The organism is Variovorax stachyos (assembly GCF_051400855.1).
Classification (GTDB): Bacteria; Pseudomonadota; Gammaproteobacteria; order Burkholderiales; family Burkholderiaceae_C; genus Variovorax.
Map to the genome: position 1 here is coordinate 19,217 of NZ_JBLFFN010000012.1, position 26,388 is coordinate 45,604.

24 protein-coding genes and 1 pseudogene are annotated in these 26,388 nt (G+C 68.4%); 11 read left to right on the forward strand and 14 right to left on the reverse strand.

All coding sequences use genetic code 11. The features are described from left to right. Positions 1–73: 73 nt before the first annotated feature. The 7 genes from fdhF to ACMGEZ_RS20385 form a co-directional block, all read right to left on the reverse strand. Positions 74–2,968, reverse strand: a complete 2,895-nt coding sequence (gene fdhF, locus ACMGEZ_RS20355; protein WP_436824092.1) for a formate dehydrogenase subunit alpha — start codon at positions 2,966–2,968, stop codon at positions 74–76. Further along, a complete protein-coding gene (locus ACMGEZ_RS20360) occupies positions 2,965–4,773 on the reverse strand; it encodes an NADH-ubiquinone oxidoreductase-F iron-sulfur binding region domain-containing protein (RefSeq protein WP_436824093.1) in 1,809 nt (602 codons plus the stop codon). The genes fdhF and ACMGEZ_RS20360 overlap by 4 nt, the downstream gene beginning before the upstream one ends. 225 nt (positions 4,774–4,998) lie before the next feature. Continuing rightward, positions 4,999–5,964 (reverse strand): hypothetical protein, encoded by a 966-nt coding sequence (locus ACMGEZ_RS20365; protein ID WP_436824094.1) that lies wholly within the window; start codon positions 5,962–5,964, stop codon positions 4,999–5,001. 117 nt (positions 5,965–6,081) lie between these two features. Next, positions 6,082–7,050 carry a LysR family transcriptional regulator gene (locus ACMGEZ_RS20370; RefSeq protein WP_436824095.1) on the reverse strand — a complete coding sequence of 323 codons (969 nt, stop codon included), beginning with the start codon at positions 7,048–7,050 and terminating at the stop codon, positions 6,082–6,084. A gap of 25 nt (positions 7,051–7,075) precedes the next feature. Further along, positions 7,076–8,167 (reverse strand): iron-sulfur cluster carrier protein ApbC, encoded by a 1,092-nt coding sequence (gene apbC, locus ACMGEZ_RS20375; RefSeq protein WP_436824096.1) that lies wholly within the window; start codon positions 8,165–8,167, stop codon positions 7,076–7,078. A gap of 66 nt (positions 8,168–8,233) precedes the next feature. After that, positions 8,234–8,722, reverse strand: coding sequence for an RES family NAD+ phosphorylase (locus ACMGEZ_RS20380; protein WP_436824097.1), 489 nt, complete (start codon positions 8,720–8,722; stop codon positions 8,234–8,236). Then, positions 8,719–9,294, reverse strand: a complete 576-nt coding sequence (locus tag ACMGEZ_RS20385; RefSeq protein ID WP_436824098.1) for an Xre family toxin-antitoxin system antitoxin — start codon at positions 9,292–9,294, stop codon at positions 8,719–8,721. The genes ACMGEZ_RS20380 and ACMGEZ_RS20385 overlap by 4 nt, the downstream gene beginning before the upstream one ends. Positions 9,295–9,437: 143 nt before the next feature. Here ACMGEZ_RS20385 and ACMGEZ_RS20390 point away from each other — a divergent pair. Then, a pseudogene (locus ACMGEZ_RS20390) lies at positions 9,438–10,050 on the forward strand (LysR substrate-binding domain-containing protein); the annotation flags it as partial. A gap of 135 nt (positions 10,051–10,185) precedes the next feature. Further along, positions 10,186–11,397 carry a patatin-like phospholipase family protein gene (locus ACMGEZ_RS20395; protein ID WP_436824099.1) on the forward strand — a complete coding sequence of 404 codons (1,212 nt, stop codon included), beginning with the start codon at positions 10,186–10,188 and terminating at the stop codon, positions 11,395–11,397. Between the two features lie 9 nt (positions 11,398–11,406). On the opposite strand, the gene ACMGEZ_RS20400 is transcribed toward ACMGEZ_RS20395, so the two are convergent. Continuing rightward, positions 11,407–11,946 carry a DUF1697 domain-containing protein gene (locus ACMGEZ_RS20400; protein WP_436824100.1) on the reverse strand — a complete coding sequence of 180 codons (540 nt, stop codon included), beginning with the start codon at positions 11,944–11,946 and terminating at the stop codon, positions 11,407–11,409. Positions 11,947–11,956: 10 nt separating this feature from the next. Next, positions 11,957–12,631 carry a YceH family protein gene (locus tag ACMGEZ_RS20405; RefSeq protein ID WP_436824101.1) on the reverse strand — a complete coding sequence of 225 codons (675 nt, stop codon included), beginning with the start codon at positions 12,629–12,631 and terminating at the stop codon, positions 11,957–11,959. A gap of 115 nt (positions 12,632–12,746) precedes the next feature. Here ACMGEZ_RS20405 and metG point away from each other — a divergent pair, with 115 nt between their 5' ends. Genes metG through ACMGEZ_RS20420 form a run of 3 tightly spaced genes read left to right on the forward strand, consistent with a single transcriptional unit; the run spans position 12,747 to position 16,773 of the window. Next, entirely contained in the window at positions 12,747–14,825 is a 2,079-nt protein-coding gene (metG, locus tag ACMGEZ_RS20410) for a methionine--tRNA ligase (RefSeq protein ID WP_436824102.1), read from the forward strand. A gap of 27 nt (positions 14,826–14,852) precedes the next feature. Then, complete coding sequence (locus tag ACMGEZ_RS20415) at positions 14,853–15,065, forward strand: hypothetical protein (RefSeq protein WP_436824103.1); 213 nt, start codon at positions 14,853–14,855, stop codon at positions 15,063–15,065. A 34-nt stretch (positions 15,066–15,099) separates the two neighbouring features. Beyond that, on the forward strand, positions 15,100–16,773 hold the full coding sequence (locus tag ACMGEZ_RS20420) for a SulP family inorganic anion transporter (RefSeq protein ID WP_436824104.1): 1,674 nt from the start codon (positions 15,100–15,102) through the stop codon (positions 16,771–16,773). Here ACMGEZ_RS20420 and ACMGEZ_RS20425 read toward each other — a convergent pair. Continuing rightward, entirely contained in the window at positions 16,770–17,279 is a 510-nt protein-coding gene (locus tag ACMGEZ_RS20425; protein WP_436824105.1) for an outer membrane protein assembly factor BamE, read from the reverse strand. The two genes, ACMGEZ_RS20420 and ACMGEZ_RS20425, sit on opposite strands and share 4 nt — an antisense overlap. 49 nt (positions 17,280–17,328) lie before the next feature. Then, complete coding sequence (locus ACMGEZ_RS20430; protein ID WP_436824106.1) at positions 17,329–18,000, reverse strand: hypothetical protein; 672 nt, start codon at positions 17,998–18,000, stop codon at positions 17,329–17,331. Positions 18,001–18,130: 130 nt separating this feature from the next. Between ACMGEZ_RS20430 and ACMGEZ_RS20435 the strand changes: the two genes are divergently transcribed. From ACMGEZ_RS20435 to panC, 6 genes are all read left to right on the forward strand, one after another. After that, positions 18,131–18,337 (forward strand): DUF3460 family protein, encoded by a 207-nt coding sequence (locus ACMGEZ_RS20435; protein ID WP_436824107.1) that lies wholly within the window; start codon positions 18,131–18,133, stop codon positions 18,335–18,337. 111 nt (positions 18,338–18,448) lie between these two features. After that, positions 18,449–19,246 (forward strand): segregation and condensation protein A, encoded by a 798-nt coding sequence (locus ACMGEZ_RS20440; protein ID WP_436824237.1) that lies wholly within the window; start codon positions 18,449–18,451, stop codon positions 19,244–19,246. Positions 19,247–19,390: 144 nt separating this feature from the next. Beyond that, a complete protein-coding gene (gene nadB / locus ACMGEZ_RS20445; protein WP_436824108.1) occupies positions 19,391–20,971 on the forward strand; it encodes an L-aspartate oxidase in 1,581 nt (526 codons plus the stop codon). 134 nt (positions 20,972–21,105) lie between these two features. Then, positions 21,106–21,507 carry an aspartate 1-decarboxylase gene (panD, locus tag ACMGEZ_RS20450; RefSeq protein ID WP_436824109.1) on the forward strand — a complete coding sequence of 134 codons (402 nt, stop codon included), beginning with the start codon at positions 21,106–21,108 and terminating at the stop codon, positions 21,505–21,507. A gap of 71 nt (positions 21,508–21,578) precedes the next feature. Beyond that, positions 21,579–22,463 carry a 3-methyl-2-oxobutanoate hydroxymethyltransferase gene (gene panB, locus ACMGEZ_RS20455; protein WP_436824110.1) on the forward strand — a complete coding sequence of 295 codons (885 nt, stop codon included), beginning with the start codon at positions 21,579–21,581 and terminating at the stop codon, positions 22,461–22,463. Positions 22,464–22,472: 9 nt separating this feature from the next. Further along, on the forward strand, positions 22,473–23,303 hold the full coding sequence (gene panC, locus ACMGEZ_RS20460; protein WP_436824111.1) for a pantoate--beta-alanine ligase: 831 nt from the start codon (positions 22,473–22,475) through the stop codon (positions 23,301–23,303). A gap of 43 nt (positions 23,304–23,346) precedes the next feature. On the opposite strand, the gene nadA is transcribed toward panC, so the two are convergent. The 3 genes from nadA to ACMGEZ_RS20475 are packed head-to-tail and all read right to left on the reverse strand — an operon-like array spanning position 23,347 to position 26,377. After that, entirely contained in the window at positions 23,347–24,459 is a 1,113-nt protein-coding gene (gene nadA / locus ACMGEZ_RS20465; RefSeq protein ID WP_436824112.1) for a quinolinate synthase NadA, read from the reverse strand. 3 nt (positions 24,460–24,462) lie between these two features. Then, on the reverse strand, positions 24,463–25,341 hold the full coding sequence (nadC, locus tag ACMGEZ_RS20470; RefSeq protein ID WP_436824113.1) for a carboxylating nicotinate-nucleotide diphosphorylase: 879 nt from the start codon (positions 25,339–25,341) through the stop codon (positions 24,463–24,465). A gap of 40 nt (positions 25,342–25,381) precedes the next feature. Further along, positions 25,382–26,377, reverse strand: coding sequence for an NAD(P)H-dependent glycerol-3-phosphate dehydrogenase (locus tag ACMGEZ_RS20475; protein WP_436824114.1), 996 nt, complete (start codon positions 26,375–26,377; stop codon positions 25,382–25,384). Between the last annotated feature and the right edge of the window lie 11 nt (positions 26,378–26,388).

Here is a 26,388-nt window from a genome sequence, read left to right on the forward strand (position 1 = left end):
AGGGGCGACATTCAGCGTGACATAAGTCGCACCTGCGACCGGAAAGGTCACACCTTTGGTTGGCGCGCCGGCTTCAATGCGCGGCCGCGCTCACCGCCCCTGTCCCGTACCCGGCGGCCGCCATCGGCATGCCGCCCGGCAGCACCTGCACCGCGCAGTACTTGAACTCGGGGATCTTGCCCAGTGGATCGAGCGCCGCGTTGGTCATCAGGTTGGCCGCGGCCTCGTAGTAGGCGAAGGGCACGAAGACCGCGCCGTTCGGCGTGCCGTCGTCCCGCCGCACATGGATCGCGACCTCGCCGCGACGCGAGCGGATGGTGATCACGTCGCCGGCCTGCAGGCCCAGCGCATCGAGGTCGCCCTGGTTCATCGAGGCGGTGGCCATGGGCTCGAGCGCATCGAGCACCGTCGCGCGGCGGGTCATGCTGCCGGTGTGCCAGTGCTCCAGCTGGCGGCCGGTGATCAGCACGAAGGGGTACTGCGCATCGGGCCGCTCGTCGGCGGGGATGATGTCGGCCGGCACCAGCTTCACGCGGCCATCCGCGGTCGGGAAGCTGTCGATGAAGACGGTCGGCTGACCGGGGTCGTCGGCGCTCAGGCAGGGGTAGGTCACGCTCGACTCGCGTTGCAGCCGGTCCCAGCTGATGCCGCTGATGGCGGCGTGCATGGCCTGGCGCATTTCATCGTAGACCGCGGCCACGCCGCATTCCTCGCCCTCGTAGTTCCACGACAGGCCCATGCGCTGGGCAATCTGCTGGATGATCCACAAGTCGGGCTTCGCGTCGCCCGGCGGATTCAGCGCTCGCTTGCCCAGCTGCACCATGCGATCGGTGTTGCTCACCGTGCCGGTCTTCTCGGGCCAGGCACTGGCAGGCAGCACCACGTCGGCCAGCCAGGCGGTTTCGGTCATGAAGATGTCCTGCACCACCAGGTGCTCCAGGCTCGCCAGCGCATGGCGCGCGTGGTTGAGGTCCGGGTCGCTCATCGCAGGGTTCTCGCCCATGATGTACATGCCGCGGATCTTGTGCGGATCGTCCTCGGGCGCCAACGCCTTGTGCATGATCTCGACCACCGTGTAGCCGGGCTTCTCGTCCAGCGGCACGCCCCAGAAGTTCTCGAACCACGCATGCGCACCCGGCTCGTCGACACGCTGGTAGTTGGGGAACATCATCGGGATCAGCCCGGCGTCGCTCGCGCCCTGCACGTTGTTCTGGCCGCGCAGCGGATGCAGGCCCGAGCCGGGTTTGCCGATCTGGCCGGTGACGGTAACCAGCGCGATCAGGCAGCGCGCGTTGTCGGTGCCGTGCACGTGCTGGCTGATGCCCATGCCCCACAGCACCATCGCGCCGCGAGCGGAAGCGAAGGCGCGCGCCACCTCGCGCAGCGTCTCGGCCGGGATGCCGCAGATCGGCGCCATGGCCTCGGGGCTGTAGCCCTTGACGTTCTCGCGCAGCGCCTCGAAGTTGCTGGCGCGATCGCGCACGAAGGCCTCGTCGACCAGGCCCTCGTCGATGACGGCGTGGATCAATGCATTGAGCATGGCCACGTCGGTGTCGGCCTTGAACTGAAGGGTGCGCCAGGCGTGCCGGCCGATGTCGGTGATGCGCGGGTCGGCCAGCACGATTTTCGCGCCGCGCTTGGCGGCGTTCTTCATCCAGGTCGCAGCCACCGGATGGTTGGCCGTCGGGTTGGAGCCGATGACGAAGATCAGGTCCGCATGCTCTACATCGTTGACCTGGTTGCTCACCGCGCCCGAGCCCACGCCTTCGAGCAGGGCCGCCACGCTGGAGGCATGGCACAGGCGCGTGCAGTGGTCGACGTTGTTGCTGCGGAAGCCGGTGCGCACCAGCTTCTGGAACAGGTAGGCCTCTTCGTTGCTGCCCTTGGCGGAGCCGAAGCCGGCCAAGGCCTTGTTGCCGTGCGTGTCGCGCAGGTCCTTGAGCTTGCCGGCCGCGAGTTCGAGCGCCTCTTCCCAGCTGGCCTCGCGGAAGGCGTCGTGCCAGTCGCCGGGGCGCGGCGCATCGCCGAAGCCCTTGGGCACGCCGGGCTTGCGGATCAGGGGCTTGGTGAGGCGCTGCGGATGGTGCGCGTAGTCGAAGCCGAAGCGGCCCTTGACGCAGAGCCGGCCATGGTTGGCCGGGCCGTCGCGGCCGTCGACGCTGACGATCTTCTCGTCCTTGACGTTGTAGGTGATCAGGCAGCCCACGCCGCAGAAGGGACAGACCGAGTCGACCTTGCGGTCGACCTGCTGCGAGCCGATGTGGCTCTTGGGCATCAGGGCACCGGTGGGGCAGGCCTGCACGCATTCGCCGCAGGCCACGCAGGTGCTGTCACCCATCGGGTCGTCGAGGTCGAAGACGATCTTCGAGCCGGCGCCGCGCAGCGCGTAGCCGATGACGTCGTTGACCTGCTCCTCGCGGCAGGCGCGCACGCAGCGGTTGCACTGGATGCAGGCGTCGAGATTGACGGCCATGGCGGGGTGGGAGATGTCCGCGGCCGGCTGTTCGCGGCGCAGGGCCTTGAGCGCCGGGCGGACGTCTACTTCGAGACGCTCGGCCCATTCGCTGAGTTCGCCATGCTGGCCGACCGCCTTGCCGACGGCCGCCTCTCCAGGACCTTCATCGTTCCACTTGTAGCCCGCATCGGGCATGTCGGACAGCAGCATCTCGACCACCATTCGCTGGCTCTTGCGCGCCCGCTCGCTCGTCGCCTGCACCTCCATCCCGGCGGTCACGTTGCGGCAGCAGCTCGGCGCCAACACGCGCTCTCCCTTCAGCTCCACCACGCAGGACCGGCAGTTGCCATCGGGCCGCAGCCCTTCCTTGTAGCAAAGCCGGGGAATCTCCACCCCGTGCCGCTGCGCGGCCTGCAGGATGCTCTCGCCCTCGAAGGCCTGGACGGCCTGCCCGTCGAGCGTGAACTCGATGGTCTGGGGCATGAGTTCGTTCAGCTTGGCGGGCGCGTTCATTCGATCTCCTGCGGAAAGTACTTCTGGATGCAGCGGATCGGATTGGGCGCCGCCTGGCCGAGCCCGCAGATCGATGCATCGCCCATGACCTGCGCCAGGTCCTCCAGCGTGGCCTGGTCCCACACCGGCGCCTCCATCAGCGCAGCGGCCTTGGCCGTGCCGACGCGGCAGGGCGTGCACTGGCCGCAGCTCTCGTGCTCGAAGAAGCGCATGACGTTGCGCGCCGCATCGCGCGCCTTGTCGTGCTGGCTCAGCACCATCACGGCAGCCGAGCCGATGAAGCAGCCGTGGGGCTGCAGGGTGTCGAAGTCCAGCGGGATGTCGTTCATGCGCGCCGGCAGGATGCCGCCCGAGGCGCCGCCGGGCAGGTAGGCGTAGAGCTGGTGGCCGTCCAGCATGCCGCCGCAGTACTCGTCGATGAGTTCCTGCACCGTGATGCCCGCGGGCGCGAGTTTGACGCCGGGCTGCTTCACCCGCCCGCTCACGCTGAAGCTGCGCAGCCCCTTGCGCCCGTGGCGGCCGAAGCCGCTGAACCACTGGGGGCCCCGCTGGACGATGTCGCGCACCCAGTAGAGCGTCTCGAAGTTGTGCTCCAGCGTGGGCCGGCCGAACAGGCCGACCTGCGCGATATAGGGCGGGCGCATGCGGGGCTCGCCGCGCTTGCCCTCGATGCTTTCGATCATCGCGGACTCCTCGCCGCAGATGTAGGCGCCGGCGCCGCGCCTGAGCTCGATGCGCGGCAGCTCGCAGGGCGGATCGGCCTGGAGCCTGGCCAGCTCGGCTTCGAGCAGTGCGCGGCAGTCGTGGTACTCGTCCCGCAGGTAGACGTAGCAGGCCTCGGTGCCCACCACCTGCGCAGCGATCAGCAGGCCTTCGAGGAAGCGGTGCGGATCGCGCTCGAGGTAGGCGCGGTCCTTGAAGGTGCCGGGCTCGCCCTCGTCGATGTTGACGGCCATCAGCCGCGGCGCCGGCTGCTCGCGCACGATGCGCCACTTGCGCCCTGCCGGAAAGCCCGCGCCGCCGAGGCCGCGCAGGCCGGAGTCTTCCATGGCCTGGATCACGGCCTCCGGGTCCTGCTCGCCGTTGACCAGCGCCGCCGCCAAGGCATAGCCGCCATTGGCGCGGTAGGTGGCGTAGTCGGTGAAGGGCGGCACCGCCTGCATCGCATCGAGCGGCGGCGTCACGCTTTTTTCGGCAAAGGCCGAGGGCACGAAATGCCCGGTCTCGCGCGACGGCGGCTCGGATTCGAGCGCCTGAAGGATCTTGTCAGGGCTCGCCATCGGCACGGCGCGCTGGTGAACAGCCACAGCGGGCGCCTGCTCGCAACGGCCGATGCAGGGCGCGGAGATCACGCGCACGTCCTCGCGGCCCGCCGCGCCCAGCAGCGCGGGCAGCCGCGCCAGCAGGTCCTGTGCACCCGCCAACTCGCAGGCCAGCCCGTCGCACACGCGAATCGTGAGGCCGGGTGCCTGCTCGTCACCGCGCAGGATCTCGAAGTGGTGGTAGAAGGTCGCGACCTCGTAGACCTCGGCCATCGGGATGTTCGTGATCGAGGCCAGCGCCACCAGGTGCCTGTCGTGCAGGCCGAGGCAAGCATCGTTGAGCCGGTGCAAGTGCTCGATGAGAAGGTCGCGGGGCCAGCCGCCTTCGGGCTTCGGGCCGATGAGCTCGCGCACTTCTCGCAGCGCCTCGGCCTCGGGCTGGCGCCCCTTGAGCTTGCTCTTGCGCCGGATGCGCTCACGCAACTGGTCGGGGGTGGCGAGGGGAATCGCCTGGATCTCGTTCTGGGTGCCTGGGTGGTTCATTGCCTCGGCCGTCGACGGCGGGATGCCGCGGCTGCACTTTGGAGCGCGCCGCGGCGCTTGGCAAATTGAATCCTCACATGGAGTGATTCAATTTGGAAATGAAAGCGGCGGGCCAGCGTCCGAGCTTGGCACTACGCCGCACCGAGAGACTGGGGCAGTTCCGTCCGCAGAGGCCATCACTCTAGTACTGCATCAAGAACAATTACTTGGATCGGCAATGAGGGGCTATTTTCTCAGCGACGCCAACTCGGCTATGTAGTGCCACTGCATCTTGTCGATTTCAGCTTCGTTCTTTTCGCCCACAGGGAGGCTACTCAGCAGGAAGGCCGCGAATGCCACGGCATCAATCACGGGAAGTTCATTGTTGAACCTGGAGAAAGAGCTATCGCCTTGAAAGCTGATGATTGCACGCGCCATCGCCGTGTACAGTCTGCCCCTTGAAGGATGCGTTGCCATCCAATCCAAAGTTCTCTTTGTCAGCGCCTTGTCGCTGACCACAGCCCGCATGAAATTACGCAGATCGACAGCGGACAACAGGAGCTGACCGCCCGGCAAGCGCATCTTCAGCATTTCGTCCAAGGTCGGGTAGATGAAATCCTTCAGCGAAGACTCATTTAGCCCCTCTTTCATTCCACCCAGCTCCGCGTCCGAAGCGGCGGCATCGATGGCTTTGGCTCCAATCATCCAGTTTTTGTCATCGAGGTCTTTGAAATCCTGGATGATGACGAACAGCAGCTTCCACCCACGGCCCCATCCACGCAACTGTTGCGTGCAATCCCTCAGATCTTCTTCCTTGAGCTCGACCTTCGCGAGCGCTTTTGACAGCTTCCTGAGACTATCCATCGCCAACATTCTTCCATACGGCGTGTCTAGGTTCTTCGGTGAGGGAAAGGCAGTGCCAAGATCAACACGATGCGCAAGTTTGAATACCGAAATTACCTTGCGAGCGCTCACCGAAGGGTCATTGGAAAGACTGTCGACCACTGCCTGCGCAATAAATATTTGGCCTTGCCTTGTTTGGAGAATTTTATCGAGTCCGACGGAATTCGCTTCTGCACACAGTGTCGGCAGCGAATCAACCATTTGATCGCGCAGGCTTTTCGCGTATCCGAATCCATCCGTCAGCACAAGAATTGTTTGAGCAAGCATGGCGTCGTCCTGCCCTCCTGTCATGGCTAGATCGATAGCCATCTTCTGCAGAACGGATAATTTTTGTATGGCCGCCGGCTGCGCCCTTTGGCGCGATTCGGGTGCAAAAAGGGCTGCAGCCGACTATGCGAGGTCGCTGATCTAGGCTCCAGCCGGGCTTCAGGCGCCCTGGGCCGCCTGAGAAGAGGCCCCCAGCGAGCCGCTGTGCGCCGCCACCTCGGCGCGCCAGGCCGGCTCCTGCAGCATCGCCAGCGCGGCATCGAGCGCGCGGGAGGGCCGCACGGCCGTCTGGGTCATGAAGCCGATGGGCGTGCGGACCTCCGGCGCCACCAGCGGCAGCGCCTCGAGGGCGCCCTGCCCTCGCACCGCATCCACCATGGCGCCGGGCAGCACCGCGCAGACCTCGCCCGACATCACGCTGAGCGCGAGCGTCAGCACCGAATTGGTCTCGATGGCCGGTACGACCTTGGCGTCCGCTGCCGCGAAGGCCTGGTCGACGATGGCGCGGTTGTGCATTTCCGGCGTGAGCAGGCACAGCGGCAGGCGCGCCGCCTCGGCCCAGCCGATCGGGGCGCCGATGCGCAGGGCCGCTGCCTCGGCTTCCTTGCCACGGCGCAGCAGGAAGTAGTGCTCGATGCTCTGCGGCCAGGCCGTGAGCTTGACGTCGCGCAGGTGCATGCGCTCGGTGTAGCCGAGCGCGATGTCCAGCGACAGGTTCTCCAGCCCGGTCTCGAGCTCCAGCGAGCTCATCGACAGCACGGTCGGCGCGATGCCCGGATACCGCGCCTGCAGCCGTGCCGCAAAGCGCGCGAGCATGGGGATGGCGGTCGGCACGGCGGCCATGCGCAGGGCGCCGCGCGGATGCGCCTCCTCGCTCTTGAGCAGTTGTTGCAGCACCTCGTTCTCGTGCAGCATGCGGTGCGCCGCGGCCAGCACCGCCTCTCCCTCGTGCGTGAGGCCTGCGTAGGTACGCCCGCGCTTGACGATCACCACGCCGAACTCGGATTCGAGTGCGCGCAGCGCGTTCGACAGCGCGGGCTGCGTGATGTAGCAGGCCTGCGCGGCGCGACCGAAATGGCGGTGCTCGCTCAGTGCGACCAGGTAGCGCAACGAGGCGAGCAGGTTCATGCAGCGGGGCGGGGCCTGAAAGGCCTCAGGTGCTCTTGCTGACCGTGATGGTGGGGAACTTGGCCGAGAAGTCCTTGGCCTTCTCGGCGATGCCCACCGCGACACGGCGCGCGACCGCCTTGTAGATGCCCGCCACCTCGCCATCGGGATCGGCTACCACCGTCGGCTTGCCGCTGTCGGCCTGCAGCCGGATGTTGATGTCCAGCGGCAGCGCGCCCAGGTAGGCCATGTCGTATTGCTCGGCCATCTTCTTGCCGCCCTCGGCCCCGAAGATGTGCTCGACATGGCCGCAGTTGGAGCACACGTGCACCGCCATGTTCTCCACGATGCCGAGGATGGGCACGCCCACCTTCTCGAACATCTTGATGCCCTTCTTCGCGTCGAGCAGCGCAATGTCCTGCGGCGTGGTGACGATCACCGCGCCGGTCATCGGCACGCGCTGGGACAGCGTGAGCTGGATGTCGCCGGTGCCGGGCGGCATGTCGACGATCAGGTAGTCGAGGTCCTTCCAGTTGGTCTGGCGCAGGAGCTGCTCCAGCGCCTGCGTGGCCATGGGGCCGCGCCAGATCATGGCCTCGTCCTGGTCGACCAGGAAACCGATGGACATCACCTGCACGCCGTGGTTTTCCAGCGGCTCCATGGTCTTGCCGTCCTCGCTTTCGGGCCGGCGCGAGATGCCCAGCATCATCGGCTGGCTGGGGCCGTAGATGTCGGCATCGAGCAGGCCGACGCTGGCCCCCTCGGCCGCCAGCGCGAGCGCGAGATTGGCGGCGGTGGTGCTCTTGCCCACCCCGCCCTTGCCCGAGGCCACGGCGATGATGTTCTTGACGTTGGGCATCAGCTGCACGCCGCGCTGCACCGCATGGCTGATCACCTTGGTCGCGATGTTGGCCGAGACGTTCTCGACACCCGGCACGGTCTTCGCCGCGGCGACCAGCGCCTTGCGCATCGCCGGGACCTGGCTCTTGGCCGGGTAGCCGAGCTCGACGTCGAAGGAGACGTCGCCCTCGTTGATCTGGAGGTTTTTCAGCGACTTGGTGCTGACGAAGTCCTTGCCCGTGTTGGGGTCGAGGACGGTCTTGAGCGCTTCGGCGAGCGCCTGGGGTGTAACGGTCATGGGGGCTCCTGGTGGCGGGTAGTCTAGTGCGGCGCCGAGGCGGCGCCCGCCGGCCGCGGGTTCACCCTACAGGGCAGCGCGGGCACCCAGGCGCTGGTCGAAGAGCCAGGGCCGGAGCTTGGTCGCCGTGAGCGTGCCGGCGTCGGGGTGCCTGGGATTCACGAGGATGCTGAACTCCTCGGGAACGACGACCGACGGCACCAGCAGCAGCGCCGATGCGAGCCCGGACAGCCACGTGTGCCCCGCCTCCACGGACACCCTGCCTTCGGGGATGGCGCTCCAGCCCACGGGCAAGGCCTCGGGCGGCAAGGCCTGGCGCCTGGCCCAGACTTCGTCGGGCACCTCGATCCTCACAAGAAAGCGATTCAAGGGAAAGCCGGACAGGTTCAGATGCACCACGGTTTCCAGGCACGCCAGCGCCACCGAGCCGGCAGCGTAGACCACCGGACTCCCGGGCCGGTTCCAGCGGCCGCCGGTCTTCTCGGCGCCCTTGCCGCTCATGTCGTCGGCGGTGTATTCCCGGGTGTCGGCCGCGATGCGCCAGACAGGCGTCACGAATACGCACCCGAGACGGCGCGGTCCAGCAGGTTCGACACGATGGCCTGCCCCTCGGCGGTGTCCATGAGCTCGCCCGGCGTGCGGCCCCCCAGCGCGCCCACGGGCTGGCCGAGCCACTGCCCGACCCATTCGGCCGCATTGAAGCCGGCCGGCTCACCCGACTCCTCGATGATGGCCTGCGCCTGCCCCACCAGGCGGGCAATCCCGAGGACGCGCGAGGACTCGTCGCGGGACAGGACCTTTCCGTCCCTGAGCTTGCGATCGATCGTGGCCCGGGGCAGGCCGAGAGTCTGGTAGAGGCTGTCCTTGCTGATGCCCATGGCCTTGGCCACGGTGACGGCCATCTCGGCCGGCACGCCGGCCTTGACGAGTTCGACACGCTCCAGCGGGTCGTAGCGAAACACCGCCTCGAAATACTTGCGGCCCCCGCTGCTCCTCACGGCAAGGGCGGGGGCTTGCCTCTCCTTGGCGCGCAGCACCGTGGGCTTGGGAGCGCCGCTGTAGCGGAGCGCACCTTGCCGGGCCGATTTCGCCTTGCCGGCGGGGGGCATCGATGGGGTCGAGGTCATGGTCGCTCCTTTGAGCGGAAATTATGACTCAAACGATCACCAACGAAGCGCCAAGATGAGTTGATTATTTGGAATCAACAATTCGGTCGTTCCTCGAACCGACGCCGATGCGAACAATGGGGCGCCGCTCCCGTTCCAGCCTCATGAATTTCCAGCAACTGCGCTCGGTGCGCGAAGCCGTGCGCCGCAACTTCAACCTCACCGAGGTCGCCCACACGCTGCACACCTCCCAGCCCGGCGTGAGCAGGCAGATCCGCGAGCTCGAGGAAGAACTCGGCATCGAGCTCTTCGTACGCGCCGGCAAACGCCTCACCGGGCTCACCGAACCCGGCGGCCATGTGTTGCCGATCATCGAGCGCATGCTGCAGGAGAGCAGCAACCTGCGCCATGCGGGGCAGGAGTTCGTGGCCCGCCAGAGCGGCCGACTTTCGATCGCCGCCACGCACACGCAGGCACGCTATGCGCTGCCGATGGCGGTGCAGGAGTTCCGCGGCCACTTTCCCGACGTCCGCCTGCACCTGCACCAGGGCTCGCCCAGGCAGGTCGCGCAGATGCTGCTGGACGGCGAGGCCGATGTCGGCATCGCGACCGAGGCGCTGGCCGACTACCCCCAGCTGCTGGCCCTGCCCTGCTACCGCTGGACGCATTCGGTGATCGTGCCGCCGGGGCACGCGCTGCTCGACGGTTCGCTCACGCTGGATGCGCTCGCGCGCCATCCGCTGATCAACCTACGACAACGGCTTCCCCGGTCGTTCGCGCCGACGCTGACGCGCAAAGTCGTCGAGCAGGCGCTCGCCACGGAGTCCGGCGTGCCCGGCGACGCTTGAGAGGCCAGCGAAGCCGGGGGCACTGCACGAGGAGCGCCGGACGGTTAGGCTTGGGCGCCCTTCCATGCCGCCGCCCACGCCGACCGCTGCCACGCCACCGCCCACCACCGGCCTGCTGCTGACCGGCGGCGGCGCACGGGCGGCCTACCAGGTCGGCGTGCTCGAAACGCTGGCCGAGCTGCGCCGCGAGGCCGGCGCGCAGCCGCAGGGCAACCCCTTCCCCATCATCACCGGCACGTCGGCAGGCGCGATCAATTCCGCGGCGCTGGCCTGCGGCGCCGATGACTTCGACGCGGCGGTGCAAGGAATGGCGCGGGTGTGGCGCGAATTCCGCGCCGAGCAGGTGTACCGTGCCGATTCGCTGGCAATGCTGGATGCCGCCGCGCGCTGGCGCCTGCTGCTGGGCGTGGGCCAGTTGATCGCCAGGTGGCTGCGCATCCGCCCGCGCTCGCTGCTGGACAACTCGCCGCTGGCCGAGCTGCTGGCGCGCATGGTGCCGCTGGAGCGCCTGCCCGCACTGATGGGCGCGGGTCACCTGCAGGCGCTGGCGGTCACGGCCTCGAGCTACAGCTCCGGCGAGCATGTCACCTTCTTCGAAGCCGCGGTGCCGATGGAGCCGTGGGTGCGCTCGCAGCGCCTGGCCGTGAAGGGCCGCATCACGCGCGAGCACCTGCTGGCCTCGTCTGCCATCCCCTTCATCTTTCCGGCGGCTGCGCTGCCGATGGGGGAACATGTCGAGTACTTCGGCGACGGCTCGATGCGACAGTCGGCGCCCATCGCCGCCGCGATCCACCTGGGTGCGCAGCGCATCCTCGCGATCGGCGCCGGGCGCATGCAGGAGCCGCGGGAAGAGCCGGCCCCCAACACGCTGACCGGGCATCCCACCATGGCGCAGATCGCGGGCCATGCGCTGTCGAGCATCTTCCTGGACTCGCTCGCGGTGGACATCGAGCGGCTGCGGCGCATCAACCATACGCTGGCGCTGATCCCGGCCGAGGCACGGCATGCCAGCACGCTGCGGCCGCTGGAGCTGCTGGTGATCTCGCCCTCGGAGCGCATCGACGCAATCGCGGCGCGCCATGTGCATGCGCTGCCCGGCGCGGTGCGGCGGCTGTTCGGCGGATTGGCGGCGAGCCCGGCGGTCAACGTGAAGGGCGCGGCCTTTGCGAGCTATCTGCTCTTCGAGTCGAGCTTCACGCAGGAGCTGATGGCGCTGGGGCGCAAGGACACGCTGCGGCAGCGCCAGGAGGTGTTGCGCTTCTTCGGGTGGGGTTGAACGCCAGTTTCATCCGTGCCTGCCGACCAGCCGCACCACCGTGTTCCACGCCCGCGTGCTCGCGGGTGTTCCCAGCAGTTTTTCCAGGAAGGCGTTGGGGCTGCCCGGCGTGTTGCCGACCACGCGGCTGATGCTGAAGACTTCCCCCTCGGTAGCGCTGAGCAATTCGACGTCCTCCCGCTTCGATACCAGCGGCAGCGCGGGCAGTGCCGGATGCTTCGCGTCCAGAAAGGTGACGCAGACCTCGTAGACGTTCTCGCGATCCACGCGCGCGAAGGGGTCGAGGGCGACCAGCTGAGCCAGGTGATCCACGCTGCGCAGGAAACCCGGCTCGCGCAAGCCGCATTCCGCCGCCATCGTCTGCGAGGCCTTGCCGAGGACCTTGCGCGCCAGGGTCTTGTTGCGCGCCTCGAAGACCAGCGTGCCGTTGGTCAGGAAGGAGGCGGCCGACTCGGCGCCTGCGGCCAGGAAGGCGGCTTCGAACTGCGCCCGGGTGGGGCAGTGGGGCCGGCCCAGGTTGAGGTTGCGGAAGAAGACCGCGTACTTCATGCGCCCGGTTTCAGGCCGTGTCCGCGATGCCCAGTTCCGAACAGATGCGCGCGGTCAGCGCCTTGAGGGCCGCGACCTCGGCCTCAAGCCGGGCGACATTGAGTTTCAGGGCCGCCACCTCCCCGAGCGACGCATCGCCGCGGCCGGCCGGCGCTCCCGCCGTCTCCAGCATCTGTTCGGACGGCGGCCCGGCCAGCAGGTGCATCCAGCGGTTCTCCCGCGCGCCCGGGAGTCGCGGGAGCTTCACGACCAGCGCGCCGGCTGGCCGCTCGGACAGCTCGTCCAGGAAGGCCTCGACCGAGGAGATGTCGGCGAAGTTGTGCATGCGCTCGCTGGCGATGCGCAGCTCGCCGGCCGTCTGCGGGCCGCGCAGCATCAGCACCGTCAGCAGGATGGTGGACTGGGACGGCACCCGCAGCACGCGCTCGATGTTGTGCTCGTAGCGCGCCACGCGCCCGCCGCTGGACTCCATGACGAGGCTGTAGCCCTTGAGGCTGTCCAGCGCGGCCTGTATCTCGGTCTCGGACAGCTCCATCAGCGGGTTGCGGCTGGTCTTCTGGTTGCAGCCGGCCACCAGGGTGTTGAGCGTCAGCGGGTAGCTGTCGGGCACGGTGCGCTGTTTTTCGGCCAGCACGCCCAGGACGCGGGTTTCGACGGCGGACAGGATCGGCAGGGCAGAGGTCATGGCAGCGGCTCGAAAGGGGGCCAAAGTGTAAGCGCCGCACGCCGCCCTAAAATGCCCCTCCCGCCGGCCGCACGGCCGCCGGCTCCCGTCCGTCTCCCCCAGAAAGCGCCCCTCGATGCCTCAGCGCAAGCTCTTCGTCACCACCGCCCTGCCGTATGCCAACGGCAAGTTCCACGTCGGCCACATCATGGAATACATCCAGGCCGACATCTGGGTGCGGTTCCAGCGCATGCAGGGGCACATGGTGCACTTCGTGGGCGCCGACGATGCGCACGGCGCGCCGATCATGATCGCGGCCGAGAAGGCGGGCAAGACGCCACAGGAATTCGTGGGCGAGATTGCGGCCGGCCGCAAGGAATACCTCGACGGCTTCCACATCCGCTTCGACAACTGGCACTCCACCGACAGCCCCGAGAACACCGAACTGGCCCAGGGCATCTACAGGAAGCTCAAGGCGGCGGGCATGATCGCCACCCGTACCATCGAGCAGTTCTACGACCCGGTCAAGGGCATGTTCCTGCCCGACCGCTACATCAAGGGCGAGTGCCCGGTGTGCCACGCCAAGGACCAGTATGGCGACTCCTGCGAGGTGTGCAGCAGCGTGTACGCACCCACCGAGCTGATCAACCCGTATTCGACGCTCACCGGCGCGGCCCCCGAGCTGCGCAGCTCCGAGCACTTCTTCTTCAAGCTCTCCGACCCGCAGGTGGTCGACTTCCTCAAGCGCTGGACGCAGGACGGCAAGCTGCAGCCCGAGATGGCGAAGAAGGCCAGCGAGTGGTTCGAGGCCGGCATGGCCGACTGGGACATCTCGCGCGAGGCGCCCTATTTCGGCATCGAGATCCCGGATGCACCCGGCAAGTATTTCTACGTGTGGCTGGACGCACCCATCGGCTACCTGGCCAGCCTGAAGAACCATTTCGACAAGGGCCAGGCGGCGGCCCACTGGCACGAGCCCTCGCGAACCACGCAGGGCTTCGACGACTTCATGGCCGACCCGGCAGTGGAGCAGGTTCACTTCATCGGCAAGGACATCGTCTACTTCCACACGCTGTTCTGGCCCGCGATGCTGCAGTTCAGCGGCCGCAAGACGCCCAGCCAGGTGAACGTGCATGGCTTCATCACCGTCTCGGGCGAGAAGATGAGCAAGAGCCGCGGCACCGGCATCGACCCGCTCAAGTATCTTTCGATCGGCATGAACCCCGAGTGGCTGCGCTACTACATCGCAGCCAAGCTCAACGCCAAGGTGGAGGACGTCGACTTCAACCCCGACGACTTCATCGCCCGCGTCAACGCCGACCTGATCGGCAAGTACATCAACATCGCGAGCCGCGCGGCCGGCTTCATTGCCAAGCGCTTCGGCGGCAAGCTGGGCATCGTGAGCACCGATGGCGCAGCGCTGCTGGCGACGCTGCAGGAAGCCGCCCGGCCGCTCGCCGCGCTGTACGACGGGCGCGACTTCGCGCGCGCGCTGCGCGAGATCATGGCGCTGGCCGACAAGGTCAACGAGTACGTGGACCAGAACAAGCCCTGGGAGCTGGCCAAGCAGGCCGGCATGGAGGCGCGGCTGCACGACGTGTGCACCACCTGCATCGAGGCCTTCCGCCTGATGACCATCTACCTGAAGCCGGTCCTGCCGGCACTCGCGGCGCAGGTCGAGGGCTTTCTGCGCAGCGAGCCGCTGGTGTTCGCCGATGCGGCGCACCTGCTCGGCGAAGGCCATGCCATCGCCGAGTACAGGCACCTGATGCAGCGCGTGGACGCCAAGCAGATCGACCAGTTGTTCGATGCGCCCGAGCCGGCGGCAGAAGCCGCCGCGGCCACTGCCCTTCCAGGCGGCGAAGGCATCGCGCCGACCATCACCATCGACGACTTCGCGAAGATCGACCTGCGCATCGCGAAGATCGTGGCCTGCCAGAAGGTCGAGGGCTCCACCAAGCTGCTGCACCTGACGCTCGACGCCGGCGAAGGCCGCACGCGCAACGTGTTCTCCGGCATCGCCTCGGCCTACCAGCCCGAGCAGCTGGTCGGCAAGCTCACGGTGCTGGTCGCCAACCTGGCCCCGCGCAAGATGAAGTTCGGCATTTCCGAAGGCATGGTGCTGGCCGCCAGCCATGCCGACGAGAAGGCCGAGCCCGGGATCTACGTGCTCGAGCCCACCGCTGGCGCCCAGCCGGGGATGCGGGTACGCTGACGCGCCGCGGCTGCATCGGATGCATCCATGAAACGCACTACCCTGATCGCCTTCGTCCTCGCCCTGACCCTGCCGCTGGGCGGCTGCGCCGTGGTCACGGTCGCCGGCACCGCGGTGAGCGTCACTGCCGGCGCCGTGGGCCTGGCGGCCGATGCGGCCATCGGCACCGCGCGCATCACCGGCAAGGCCGTGGGCGCCGCGGCCGACGCGGTGCTGCCGGACGACGACGAATCCCGTTGACTTGGCTTGTGGAAGGCGCGGCCACAATAGCCACATGAGTTCGCCTCTGCCGCTCGCACGCTTCCGCCCCCGACTGATCGACGCGCTGGCAGGCTACGACCGGCAGCGTTTTCTCAAGGACCTCGGCGCCGGCGTCACGGTGGGCATCGTGGCGCTGCCGCTGGCGATGGCCTTCGCGATCGCCTCCGGGCTCAAGCCCGAGGCCGGCATCTGGACCGCGATCATCGCCGGCTTCCTGATCGCGGCCCTCGGCGGCTCCGCGGTCCAGATCGGCGGGCCGGCCGGCGCCTTCATCGTGATCGTCTACGGCATCGTCGAGCGCTACGGCGTGGCCAACCTGCTGATCGCCACCGCCTGCGCCGGCGTGCTGCTGTTCCTGATGGGGCTGTTCCGCCTCGGCACCCTGGTGCGCTACGTGCCGGTGTCGATCGTGATCGGCTTCACCAACGGCATCGCGACGCTGATCCTGATCTCGCAGCTCAAGGACTGGCTGGGGTTGACGGTCCCGAAGATGCCGGCCGACATGTTCTCGCAGCTGAACACGCTGGCGACCCACCTCGACACCTTCAATCCCTATGCCTTCGGGCTCGGCCTGGCCTGCCTGGCCGGCCTGTTCTTATGGCCCACGCTGCTGCACGACAAGACGCGCTTCGGCCACGCGGTGCACCTCGTGCTGGGCCGCGTGACCGAGCTGCGCGCGGTGCGCGCCGGTTCGCGCGTGCCGGGCCCGATCGTCGCGCTGGTCACGCTCACGCTGGTGTCCTGGGGCTTCGGCCTGCCGGTGGAGACCATCGGCACGCGCTTCGGCGGCATTCCCGAAGGCATGGCGCGCTTTGCCCTGCCCGAGTTCTCGTGGGAAACCGTCAAACAGTTGGTAACGCCCACGCTCACCATCGCGCTGCTCGGCGCGATCGAGTCGCTGCTGTGCGCGCGCGTCGCCGACCAGGCCAGCGGGCTGCCACGCCATGATCCGAACCAGGAGCTGATGGCACAGGGCGTGGCGAACTTCGTCACGCCCTTCTTCGGCGGCATGCCGGCCACCGGCACCATCGCCCGCACCGTGACCAATGTGCGCGCTGGGGCCAACTCGCCCGTTGCGGGCATGGTGCATGCGCTCACGCTGCTGGTGGTGGTGCTGGTCGCCGCGCCGCTCGCGCAGCACGTGCCGCTGTCGGTACTGGCCGGCATCCTGCTCTTCGTGGGCTGGAACATGGGCGAATGGCGCGAGTTCTCGCCGTACATGCTGCGCCGCTCCAGCCGCGACTACCGGGTGCTGATGCTGGGCACCTTCTTCCTTACCGTGGTGTTCGACCTCACGGTGGCGGTGCAGGCCGGTATCGTGCTGGCCTGTGCGCTGTTCGTGCGCCGCATGAGCACGCTGTTCAGCGTCGAGATGGTCTCGCTGCAGCCGCCGGTGCTGACCTTCAAGCTCTACGGCAACCTCTTCTTCGGCGCCGCGGCCAAGCTGGATCCGACGGTTCAGGCCATCGAACGGGCGCCGCGCGGCATGACGGTGGTGCTCGATGCCATGCACCTGATCTCGCTCGACACGACCGGGCTCGACGCGCTGCGCCAGGTGCACAAGGCGGTGCTGGCACGCGGCGGCGTGCTTCGCATCGACTCGGTGCAGGCGCAGCCGCTCGAGGTGATGGAGCGCTCGGGCTTCGCGGACGAGTTGCGGACCGGCATGCCCGCAACGGCGCACTAGTTGGCGTTCGCCTCCGTGCTGCGATCCGGCGAAGAGCCCGCGCTCACCACCCGCTGGTCGTCGTTCAGCGTGGCGGTGAAGACCATCGGCGAGTTCGGCGGCTGCACCCAGCGCCACTCCCACTCGGTCTGTCTCTTGAGCGGATAGGGCGTGCGCCGGGCCGGCTTGCCCAGCAGCTTGCGCAGGTCCTCCATCGCCATCCCCGGCTGAACCCTGGCGAAGTTCTCGGGCGTGAGCACCTGGCGCAGCGCGGCCATCTTGCCGTCGGGGCCGATGGTGATCATGTAGTTTTTCTGGCCCTGCGGCTGGCGGTTGTATTCGAACACCCGGCCGGCCGGCGAGTCCCAGACGTTTTCGGGCTCGCCGAAGCGCGCGCGCACGTCGGCTTCGGTCGAAACGCCCTCTTCCAGCTCGCTGATGCGCTTCGGGTCGCAGCCCGCGAGCCAGCACGCGGCGGCCAGCACCGCAGCCACCGCGCGCCTGCGCCCCATTCGTCCTTGCACCATTCGACCCCTTCAGTTGAGCAGTGGTCGAGTCTAGTGGCTCACCAGGCGCTCAGTTCTGGGCAAAGCAGTACAGAAGGCCCCCACCGCCGGTGCTCTTGAGCGCATCCATGCTGCAGCCCCGCGTGGGATGCGAGGCGTTCCAGGACTTCATCGGCGGGCTGTCGTTGAGGCCGATGCGATCATGGTGGCCCACGATGGCCGAGCCCTCGCCGCTCTTGGTCCAGTTGCCGCAGGTGTTGTCCTTGCCGTCGTTGATCGCGCGGCCGTCGGCCGTGGAGCCGGTGAGGATGTCGTGCAGGTTCACCGGGTCGCCGCGCCCGCTGACGACCGTGCCCTTCTCCGTCAGCGCGGTCTGCTTGGTGAGCTTGTTGTTGGGACCGTGCAGGTCCTCGACGCTGCTGGCGATCTGCTCGCCCTTGGCGTTGAACCACGGACCCTTGCCGATGCGGTCGCGAGCGTCCACGGCGGGGCTTCCGGCCATGGCGCTGTTGCTGAGGTAGGCGCGCCAGGTGCGAGCACCCGCCCCCGCGCTCGCGGCCAGGCTCTGGCAATAGCGATCGGCGCCTGCCAGCCCGCCGAAGTCGGCGCCCTTGCCGGGATTGGCACTGGTCACGAAGAAGCTCATCTTGTTTTGCGGCGGGCTGCTCGTCATGCCGCTGCAGGCCGCCAGCGCGAGGGCCGCCGTGGTCGTCGAAACGAGGTACACCATTTTCCGGCGCATGGGCAAACTCCTTGGAATAGTTGGAGCAGCGACGCTACCCCATGGCAGCGGCCCCAACAAGAAGGAATCCACCGGTGCCGGGCGCCAGGAACTGGGCCCCGGTAAACTTCGCTCCCAAAGGCCCAACCCCATGTCCATCTTCGCCCGCCCCCACTACACCTCCGAGATCACGAACTTCATCGAGGAGATGAAGCAGAAGAAGCCCACGCTCGAAGCCGAGCAGCGCGCCGGCCGCAGCCTGCTGTGGGACAAGCACCTGGACCGCTCGTTGCTGGAGGAGTACCAGCAGGCCGCGGTGCCGCAGCAGCCCTACGTCTACCAGAATCGAGTGAAGTAAGCAGTGCCCATCCGGCCCGTAGCGAGCCACCGGGACGCGAGTGCGGGCGAGCAGGCGCGCACCGAAGGCCCCGAGACCGTGGTGGACGACGACGCGCCGCCGATCGCCGCCATGCCCGAGGTGATCGACCAGGTCGCGCTGGCCCGGCTCTATGGCGAGCCGCTGTTCGCGCTGCCGAACGACCTCTACATCCCGCCCGAGGCGCTGCAGGTCTTCCTCGAGGCCTTCGAGGGGCCGCTGGACCTGCTGCTCTACCTGATCCGCAAGCAGAACTTCAACATCCTCGACATCCCGATGGCGGCGCTGACGCGCCAGTACCTGAGCTATGTCGACGAGATCCGCCAGACCAACCTCGAGCTCGCGGCGGAGTACCTGCTGATGGCGGCGATGCTGATCGAGATCAAGTCGCGCATGCTGCTGCCGCCCAAGAAGACGGCCGAGGGCGAGGAGGTCGAGGACCCGCGGGCCGAACTGGTGCGCCGCCTGCTCGAATACGAGCAGGCCAAGCTGCAGGCTGCCGCGCTCAGCGCGATGCCGCAGGCGGGCCGCGACTTCTGGAAGGCGCAGGTCTACATCGAGCAATCGCTCAAGCCGCGCTTTCCGGACGTGAACGTGGTCGACCTGCGCGACGCCTGGGCCGATATCCTGCGCCGGGCCAAGCTCGTGCAGCACCACAAGATCTCGCGCGAGGAGCTCAGCGTGCGCGAGCACATGAGCATCGTGCTGCGCCATCTGCAGGGCCGGCAGTTCGTCGAGTTCGAGAAGCTGTTCGACGTCAACCGCGGCACCCCCGTGTTGATCGTCACCTTCATCGCCATGCTGGAGCTGGCAAAGGAGACGCTGATCGACATCACCCAGGCCGAGGCCTTCGCACCGATCTACGTGCGGCTGGCCTATTCGCCGGCCTGACTTTGACAACACCGATTCGAGGCCGGCGAAGCCAGGCCCGTTCGGGAGACACCGCGGAACCGGCTTTGCCGGGCCGCTGGTGTCGCCCCCGGTGAGGGGGTGGGCGGCTACACGAAGTGAGCCAACCTGGGGGAGAGCCAATACATGCACGACTTCGACGTTCTCATCGTCGGCAGCGGGCTCGCCGGCCTCAGCGCCGCGCTGCACCTCGCGCCCACGCACCGCGTGGCGGTGATCACCAAGCGGGCACTGGCCGATGGCGCCAGCCAGTGGGCGCAGGGCGGGATCGCCGCGGTGCTGGGCGAGGACGACAGCCTGCAGTCCCATGTGGACGACACGCTGGTCGCCGGCGCCGGCCTCTGCGACATGGCGGCCACCCGCTTCGTGGTGGAGCACGCGCCCGAAGCCATCGCCTGGCTGCGCGGACTCGGCGTGCCCTTCTCGCTCGAGAACGGCGAGCTGCACCTGACGCGCGAAGGCGGGCACAGCCAGCGCCGCATCGTCCACGCCACCGATGCCACCGGCGCCGCGGTGCAGCGCACGCTGATCGACACCGTGCGCCGCACGCCGAACGTGACGCTGTTCGAGCAGCACACGCTGGTGGACCTGATCACCGGCCGCAAGCTGGGCTTGAAGGATGCCGCCTGCCTGGGCCTCTATGCACTGGACGAGGCCACCGACGAGGTGCTCACCTTCCGCGCGCCCCATACCGTCCTGGCGACCGGCGGCGCGGGCAAGGTCTACCTCTACACCACCAATCCCGACACGGCCACCGGCGACGGCATCGCCGCGGCCTGGCGCGCGGGCTGCCGGGTGGCGAACATGGAGTTCATCCAGTTCCACCCGACCTGCCTGTACCACCCGCATGCCAAGTCCTTCCTGATCAGCGAGGCCGTGCGGGGCGAAGGTGGGCTGCTGAAGCTGCCTGAAACAGCAGGGGGCACCCGCTTCATGCCTGCGCACGACGCGCGCGCCGAGCTCGCGCCGCGCGACGTGGTGGCGCGCGCCATCGACTTCGAGATGAAGAAGCACGGGCTCGATTGCGTGCACCTGGACATCTCGCATCAGAGCCCGGCCTTCCTGCGCGAACATTTCCCCAACATCCTGGCGCGCTGCGCCGAGCTGGGCATCGACATCACGCGCGAGCCGATCCCGGTGGTGCCGGCAGCGCACTACACCTGCGGCGGGGTGCTCACCGACCTCGCGGGCCGCACCGACGTGCCCGGCCTGCACGCCATCGGCGAGACCGCCTGCACAGGGCTGCACGGCGCCAACCGGCTGGCCAGCAACTCGCTGCTCGAATGCATGGTGTTCGCTCGCGCCGCGGCGCAGGCGATTGCCGAGACGCCGGCCCGTGCCGCCATCACGCTGCCGGCCTGGGACGAGAGCCGCGTCACCGACGCCGACGAGACCGTGGTCATCTCGCACAACTGGGACGAGCTGCGCCGCTTCATGTGGGACTACGTGGGCATCGTGCGCACCAACAAGCGGCTGGAGCGCGCGGCTCATCGGATCGCGCTGCTGGATCGCGAGATCCAGGAGTTCTATGCCCATTTCCACGTCACGCGCGACCTGCTCGAGCTGCGCAACCTGGTGCAGGTGGCCGAGCTCATCGTGCGCTCGGCGCAAGGCCGGCGCGAGAGCCGCGGGCTGCACTTCAGCCGCGACTACCCGTCGCTCGCGGCACCCGCGGCGCCGACCATCCTGGTGCCGCCGGCCACCTGAACCGGTGGCCATCCAAAGTTCCTGAGCGGAATTTTTCTTTGAATGGTTCTCCACTAGCATTCGACGCCTCGCTCCCCGCGGCCCCGCCTTCTGGCCATCGGCGGGATTCCCCACTCACACTTCGCCTCGATCCCATGTTCCGTACTCTGCTCAAGTCCAAGATCCATCGCGCGACCGTCACCGACTGCGAGCTGCACTACGAGGGCTCCTGCGCCATCGACGAAGACCTGCTGGAGGCTGCCAACCTGGCGGAGAACGAACAGGTCCACGTCTGGAACATCAACAACGGCGAGCGCTTCGTGACCTACGCGATCCGCGGCCAGCGCGGCAGCGGCATCATCTCGCTCAACGGCTCGGCCGCGCGCCGGGCCTCGCTGGGCGACCTTGTCATCATCGCCGCCTTCGGCATGGTGCCCGAGGACCAGGTGCGCAGCCACCGGCCGAAGCTGGTGTTCGTGGACGGCGCCAACCGCATCAAGGAAGAGCGCGCGCATATCCCGGTGCAGCCCGCAGCGGGCGAAGCGGTCCCCGCCTGAGTGCAGTTCCAGGGCGCCTTGCCGCGCCCACCCCGACCCGGCCTGGAGCCGATCCCGGAGACATCCCGACCATGACATCCACGCCTGCCGCCAGCGCGGCCACGCCCTACGGCACCCTGCCGCCTGCCTCGGCGCCCGCGCAGCGCAAGCCGCTGAGCCTGCCGCGCCTGGCCGACATGCACGCGCGCGGCGAGAAGATCGTCATGCTGACCGCCTACGACGCCACCTTCGCGGCCATCGCCGATGCGGCCGGCGTCGAATGCATCCTGGTCGGCGACTCGCTGGGCATGGTCTGCCAGGGCCTGCACAGCACGGCGGGCGTCACGCTGGAGACCATGCGCTACCACACCGAGAGCGTGTTTCGCGGACTGCACCGCGTGCAGGGCACGGCCTGGCTGATCGCCGACCTTCCCTTCGGCAGCTACCACGAGTCGCGCGAGCAGGCGCTGCGCAGCGCCGCGGTGCTGATGCAGGCCGGCGCCCACATGGTCAAGCTCGAAGGCGGCGGCTGGACCAGCGAGACCGTGCGCTTCCTGGTCGAGCGCGGCATCCCCGTCTGCGCCCACCTCGGCCTCACGCCGCAGACCGTGCACGCGCTGGGCGGCTACCGCGTGCAGGGCAAGGGCGACGAAGCCGCGGCCCGGCTCAAGCGCGAAGCCCATGCGCTGCAGGACGCGGGCGCGGCGATGCTGGTGCTGGAGATGGTGCCCGCGGCGCTGGCCGCAGAGCTGACGGGTGAGCTGAAGCACTGCGCCACGATCGGCATCGGTGCCGGCCGCGGCACCGCCGGGCAGGTGCTGGTGCTGCACGACATGCTGGGCATGAACCTCGGAAAGATGGCGAAGTTCGTGCGCAACTTCATGCAGGACGCCGAGGGCATCGCGCCGGCCATCGAGGCTTATGTGCGCGCCGTAAAGGACGGCAGCTTTCCCGACGACCGGCTTCACGCCTGGTAGGAGCACCCCATGCAGATTGCACGCACCCTTCCCGAACTGCGCGAATTCCTGGCCCGCTACCAGCGCCCGGCCTTCGTCGCCACCATGGGCAACCTGCACGAGGGGCACCTGGCGCTGGTGCGCGAGGCCAGGCCGCTGGGCGACGTCACGGTGGCCAGCATCTTCGTCAATCGGCTGCAGTTCCTGCCGCACGAGGACTTCGACAGCTATCCGCGCACCTGGGACAGCGACTGCGAGAAGCTGCGCTCGGTCGGCTGCGACCTGCTGTTCGCACCCGACGAAAAGACGCTCTATCCCGAGCCCCAGACCTGCAAGGTGCATCCCGACCCGGTGCTGGCGGACATCCTCGAAGGACATTTCCGGCCCGGCTTCTTCGTCGGCGTCTGCACAGTCGTGATGAAGCTCTTCGCCTGCGTGCAGCCGCGCTTCGCGGTGTTCGGCAAGAAGGACTACCAGCAGCTGATGATGATCCGCCACATGGTGCGGCAGTTCGCGTTGCCCATCGAGATCGTGGGCAGCGAGACGCGGCGCGCCGAGGACGGACTGGCGCTGTCTTCGCGCAACGGCTACCTGAGCAAAGCCGAGCGGGCCGAGGCGGCGCAGTTGTCGAAGGCCTTGCGCGCGATGGCCGATGCGGTGCGCTCGGGCGAGCGCGATCTTGCGGCGATCGAGGCGCGCGCGATGGGTTGGCTGCAAGCGCGGGGCTGGAAGCCGGACTACCTGGTGCTGCGCCGCCGGGCCGATCTGCAGGCGCCGTCCGCCGGCGAGCCGCTGGTGGCGCTCGCGGCAGCCCGACTCGGCACGACCAGGCTGATCGACAACCTGGAAATCGATCCCTGAGTTCTTGACGAGCTACAGCGTCCCGGTTCGGAGACCGGGCGCTTCAGGCCGCGCCGATGCCGGCCACCAGCCCACCCGCCGGCTGGCCCTTCTTGAGCCCTGCGGTAAAGGCCAGCATGCGGTCGATCGGCACGCGTGCACGCAGGCCCAACGCCGGGTCTACATGCACCTCGCCATCGCCCGTCTCCAGCACGCGTGCCAGGTCGGCCAGGCCGTTCATCGCCATCCAGGGGCAATGTGCGCAGCTCTTGCAGGTGGCGCCGTTGCCGGCGGTGGGTGCCTCGATGAAGGTCTTGCCGGGGTTGAGCGTGCGCAGCTTGTGCAGGAGGCCGGTGTCGGTGGCGACGATGAATTCGCGCGCATCCATGCGCTGCGCGGCCGCGAGGATGCCCGAGGTGGAGCCCACGGCGTCGGCCAGCGCGATCACCGGCGCCGGCGACTCGGGATGCACCAGCACCTTGGCGCCGGGATGGGCCTCGATCAGCAGTTCGAGCTCGAGCGCCTTGAACTCGTCATGCACGATGCAGGCGCCGTCCCAGCTCAGCATGTCGGCGCCGGTCTCTCGCCGGATGTAGTCGCCCAGGTGCCGGTCGGGTGCCCACAGGATCTTGCGGCCTTGCGCATGCAAGGCGCTCACCACGTCCAGTGCACAGCTGGAAGTGACCAGCCAGTCGGCACGCGCCTTCACGGCAGCGCTGGTGTTGGCGTAGACGACCACGGTACGGTCGGGGTGCTCGTCGCAGAAGGCGCTGAAGGCATCGGCCGGACAGCCCAGGTCCAGCGAGCAGGTGGCGTCCAGGTCGGGCATCAGGACGCGCTTCTCGGGCGAGAGGATCTTGGCGGTCTCGCCCATGAAGCGCACGCCGGAGACGACCAGGGTCCGGGCCGGATGGTCGCGGCCGAAGCGCGCCATCTCGAGCGAGTCGCTGACGATTCCCCCGGTCTCCTCGGCGAGGTCCTGCAGGTCGGGATGCACGTAGTAGTGCGAGACCATCACCGCATTGCGCTCGCGCAGCAGACGGCGGATGCGTGACTTGAGCGCCTCGCGCTCCTCCGGCGAGGGCTCGGCCGGCACGCGCGCCCAGGCATGGCGCGTGTCGCAGGCGGCACCGGAAACCGGCTGCTCGTAGTCGACGCTGATGACTGCTGAGGTCATGGATCAGCCTTCCTGGAAACGCATCGAGAAATCGATCGCCTTGATGTCCTTGGTCAGGGCGCCGATGGAGATGCGGTCGACGCCCGTCTCGGCCAAGCCACGCACGCTGTCGATCGTGACGCCGCCCGAGATCTCCAGCACGGCGCGATTGCTTGCAGCCGCATCGTTGCGGCGCACGGCCTCGCGCAAGGTCGGCAGGTCCATGTTGTCCAGCAGGATCATGCGGGCGCCCTGGGCCAGCGCCTCGTCGAGCTGCTCCAGGGTCTCGACCTCAATCTCGACGAACCTGGCGCGCCGCCCTGCTTCACCGGCGGCCCGCAACGCGGCGCTGATGCCGCCGGCAGCGGCGATGTGGTTTTCCTTGATGAGGATGGCGTCGTAGAGGCCGATGCGGTGGTTGGTGCCGCCGCCGGTACGCACGGCGTACTTCTGCGCCAGGCGCAGGCCTGGCAGGGTCTTGCGGGTGTCGACGATGACGGCGCGCGTGCCGCGTACCGCCTCCACGTAGTCGGCCGTGCGGGTCGCGACCGCGCTGAGCAGCTGCAGGAAGTTGAGCGCGGTGCGCTCGGCGGTCAGCAGGGCGCGGGCGTCGCCCTCGATCTCCAGCACGACCTGGTCGGCCGCGCAGCGAGCGCCTTCCGCGCCACGCCACGCGATCCGTGCCTGCGGATCGAGTTGCTGCACGACGGCCTCCACCCAAGGCGCGCCGCACAGCACGGCGGGCTCGCGCAGCAGCACGCGGGCCGTGGCGCGGCTTCCGGCGGGCACCAGTGCGGCGGTGAGGTCGCCGTCTCCGACATCCTCGCGCAGGGCGCGCGCGCCATCGGCGGCGGCCAGTTCGGCAATCCGGGCCGGGGAGAAGTCGAAGAAGTTGTCGTCCATATCGATTGTTCTGTCTGTCTTCGAGCGCCGGACCGGGGCTTCACGGCGCTTCGACGCCTGGTTCGCGGCTCATCAGCTCCGTTACCGCCTCCGCGGGCCGCACGCGGCCGTCGAGCAGGGCCACCACGCTCTCCGCGATGGGCATCTCGACGCCCAGGTGGCGCGCCCGCTGCACCACGGTGCGCGCGCAGTAGACGCCCTCGGCCACATGGCCGAGCGAGTCCACGGCCTGCGCCAGCGTGTGCCCCTCGGCCAGGAGCAGGCCGACCTTGCGGTTGCGCGAGAGATCGCCGGTGGCGGTGAGCACCAGGTCCCCCAGTCCCGACAGCCCCATGAAGGTGTCGGGCCGCGCACCCAGGGCCAGCCCCAGGCGCGTCATCTCGGCGAGGCCGCGGGTGATCAGGGCGGCGCGTGCATTGAGGCCGAGCGCCAGGCCGTCGGCCAGGCCGGTTGCGATCGCCAGCACGTTCTTCACGGCGCCGCCGACCTCGACGCCGACGATGTCCTCGTTCGCGTAGACGCGCAGGCTCGGCCCGTGGAAGGCATCGACCAGCGCCTCGCGCAGAGCGGGATGGGCACTGGCCGCGACCAGCGCGGTCGGCCGGCCCTGCGCGACCTCCTGGGCGAAGCTGGGACCGCTGAGCACGCCGGCAACCAGGCCGGGCGCCACCTGGGCCTGGATTTCGTGGGCCAGCAGGCCATCGGCACCCGCCAGGGCGGGCTCGACGCCCTTGCACAGCCAGGCCACGGGGCAGGCCGCATCGCGCAGCAGCAGAAGCTGCTCGCGCAGGGCGGCCATGGGCGTGGCGATGATCGCCAGTTCCGCACCTGCGACCGCGGCCAGCGCGGTGCCGCCGCGCAAAGCAAGCGAGGGGGGAAGTGGAATGCCGGGCAGGTAGCGCGCGTTCTCGCGCGCCGACGTCATGGCCTTCACCTGGGCCGCGTCGCGCGCCCAGAGGCTGACCGCGTGGCGGCCGGCCGCATTGACCGCCAGCGCCGTTCCCCAGGCGCCGGCGCCGAGCACGCAGATCTTCATCGGCGGCTGCG

Excerpts from the sequence above, each read along its gene's own strand:
- ACMGEZ_RS20430 (WP_436824106.1), bottom strand. The coding sequence starts at position 18,000 with ATGCGCCGGAAAATGGTGTACCTCGTTTCGACGACCACGGCGGCCCTC.
- nadC (WP_436824113.1), bottom strand. The coding sequence starts at position 25,341 with ATGGACGACAACTTCTTCGACTTCTCCCCGGCCCGGATTGCCGAACTG.
- ACMGEZ_RS20435 (WP_436824107.1), top strand. The coding sequence starts at position 18,131 with ATGTCCATCTTCGCCCGCCCCCACTACACCTCCGAGATCACGAACTTC.
- fdhF (WP_436824092.1), bottom strand. The coding sequence starts at position 2,968 with ATGAACGCGCCCGCCAAGCTGAACGAACTCATGCCCCAGACCATCGAG.
- nadB (WP_436824108.1), top strand. The coding sequence starts at position 19,391 with ATGCACGACTTCGACGTTCTCATCGTCGGCAGCGGGCTCGCCGGCCTC.
- ACMGEZ_RS20365 (WP_436824094.1), bottom strand. The coding sequence starts at position 5,964 with ATGGCTATCGATCTAGCCATGACAGGAGGGCAGGACGACGCCATGCTT.
- metG (WP_436824102.1), top strand. The coding sequence starts at position 12,747 with ATGCCTCAGCGCAAGCTCTTCGTCACCACCGCCCTGCCGTATGCCAAC.
- ACMGEZ_RS20360 (WP_436824093.1), bottom strand. The coding sequence starts at position 4,773 with ATGAACCACCCAGGCACCCAGAACGAGATCCAGGCGATTCCCCTCGCC.
- panC (WP_436824111.1), top strand. The coding sequence starts at position 22,473 with ATGCAGATTGCACGCACCCTTCCCGAACTGCGCGAATTCCTGGCCCGC.
- nadA (WP_436824112.1), bottom strand. The coding sequence starts at position 24,459 with ATGACCTCAGCAGTCATCAGCGTCGACTACGAGCAGCCGGTTTCCGGT.
- ACMGEZ_RS20395 (WP_436824099.1), top strand. The coding sequence starts at position 10,186 with ATGCCGCCGCCCACGCCGACCGCTGCCACGCCACCGCCCACCACCGGC.
- ACMGEZ_RS20440 (WP_436824237.1), top strand. The coding sequence starts at position 18,449 with ATGCCCGAGGTGATCGACCAGGTCGCGCTGGCCCGGCTCTATGGCGAG.
- apbC (WP_436824096.1), bottom strand. The coding sequence starts at position 8,167 with ATGACCGTTACACCCCAGGCGCTCGCCGAAGCGCTCAAGACCGTCCTC.
- ACMGEZ_RS20405 (WP_436824101.1), bottom strand. The coding sequence starts at position 12,631 with ATGACCTCTGCCCTGCCGATCCTGTCCGCCGTCGAAACCCGCGTCCTG.
- ACMGEZ_RS20400 (WP_436824100.1), bottom strand. The coding sequence starts at position 11,946 with ATGAAGTACGCGGTCTTCTTCCGCAACCTCAACCTGGGCCGGCCCCAC.
- panB (WP_436824110.1), top strand. The coding sequence starts at position 21,579 with ATGACATCCACGCCTGCCGCCAGCGCGGCCACGCCCTACGGCACCCTG.
- ACMGEZ_RS20385 (WP_436824098.1), bottom strand. The coding sequence starts at position 9,294 with ATGACCTCGACCCCATCGATGCCCCCCGCCGGCAAGGCGAAATCGGCC.
- ACMGEZ_RS20415 (WP_436824103.1), top strand. The coding sequence starts at position 14,853 with ATGAAACGCACTACCCTGATCGCCTTCGTCCTCGCCCTGACCCTGCCG.
- ACMGEZ_RS20420 (WP_436824104.1), top strand. The coding sequence starts at position 15,100 with ATGAGTTCGCCTCTGCCGCTCGCACGCTTCCGCCCCCGACTGATCGAC.
- ACMGEZ_RS20475 (WP_436824114.1), bottom strand. The coding sequence starts at position 26,377 with ATGAAGATCTGCGTGCTCGGCGCCGGCGCCTGGGGAACGGCGCTGGCG.
- panD (WP_436824109.1), top strand. The coding sequence starts at position 21,106 with ATGTTCCGTACTCTGCTCAAGTCCAAGATCCATCGCGCGACCGTCACC.
- ACMGEZ_RS20425 (WP_436824105.1), bottom strand. The coding sequence starts at position 17,279 with ATGGTGCAAGGACGAATGGGGCGCAGGCGCGCGGTGGCTGCGGTGCTG.
- ACMGEZ_RS20370 (WP_436824095.1), bottom strand. The coding sequence starts at position 7,050 with ATGAACCTGCTCGCCTCGTTGCGCTACCTGGTCGCACTGAGCGAGCAC.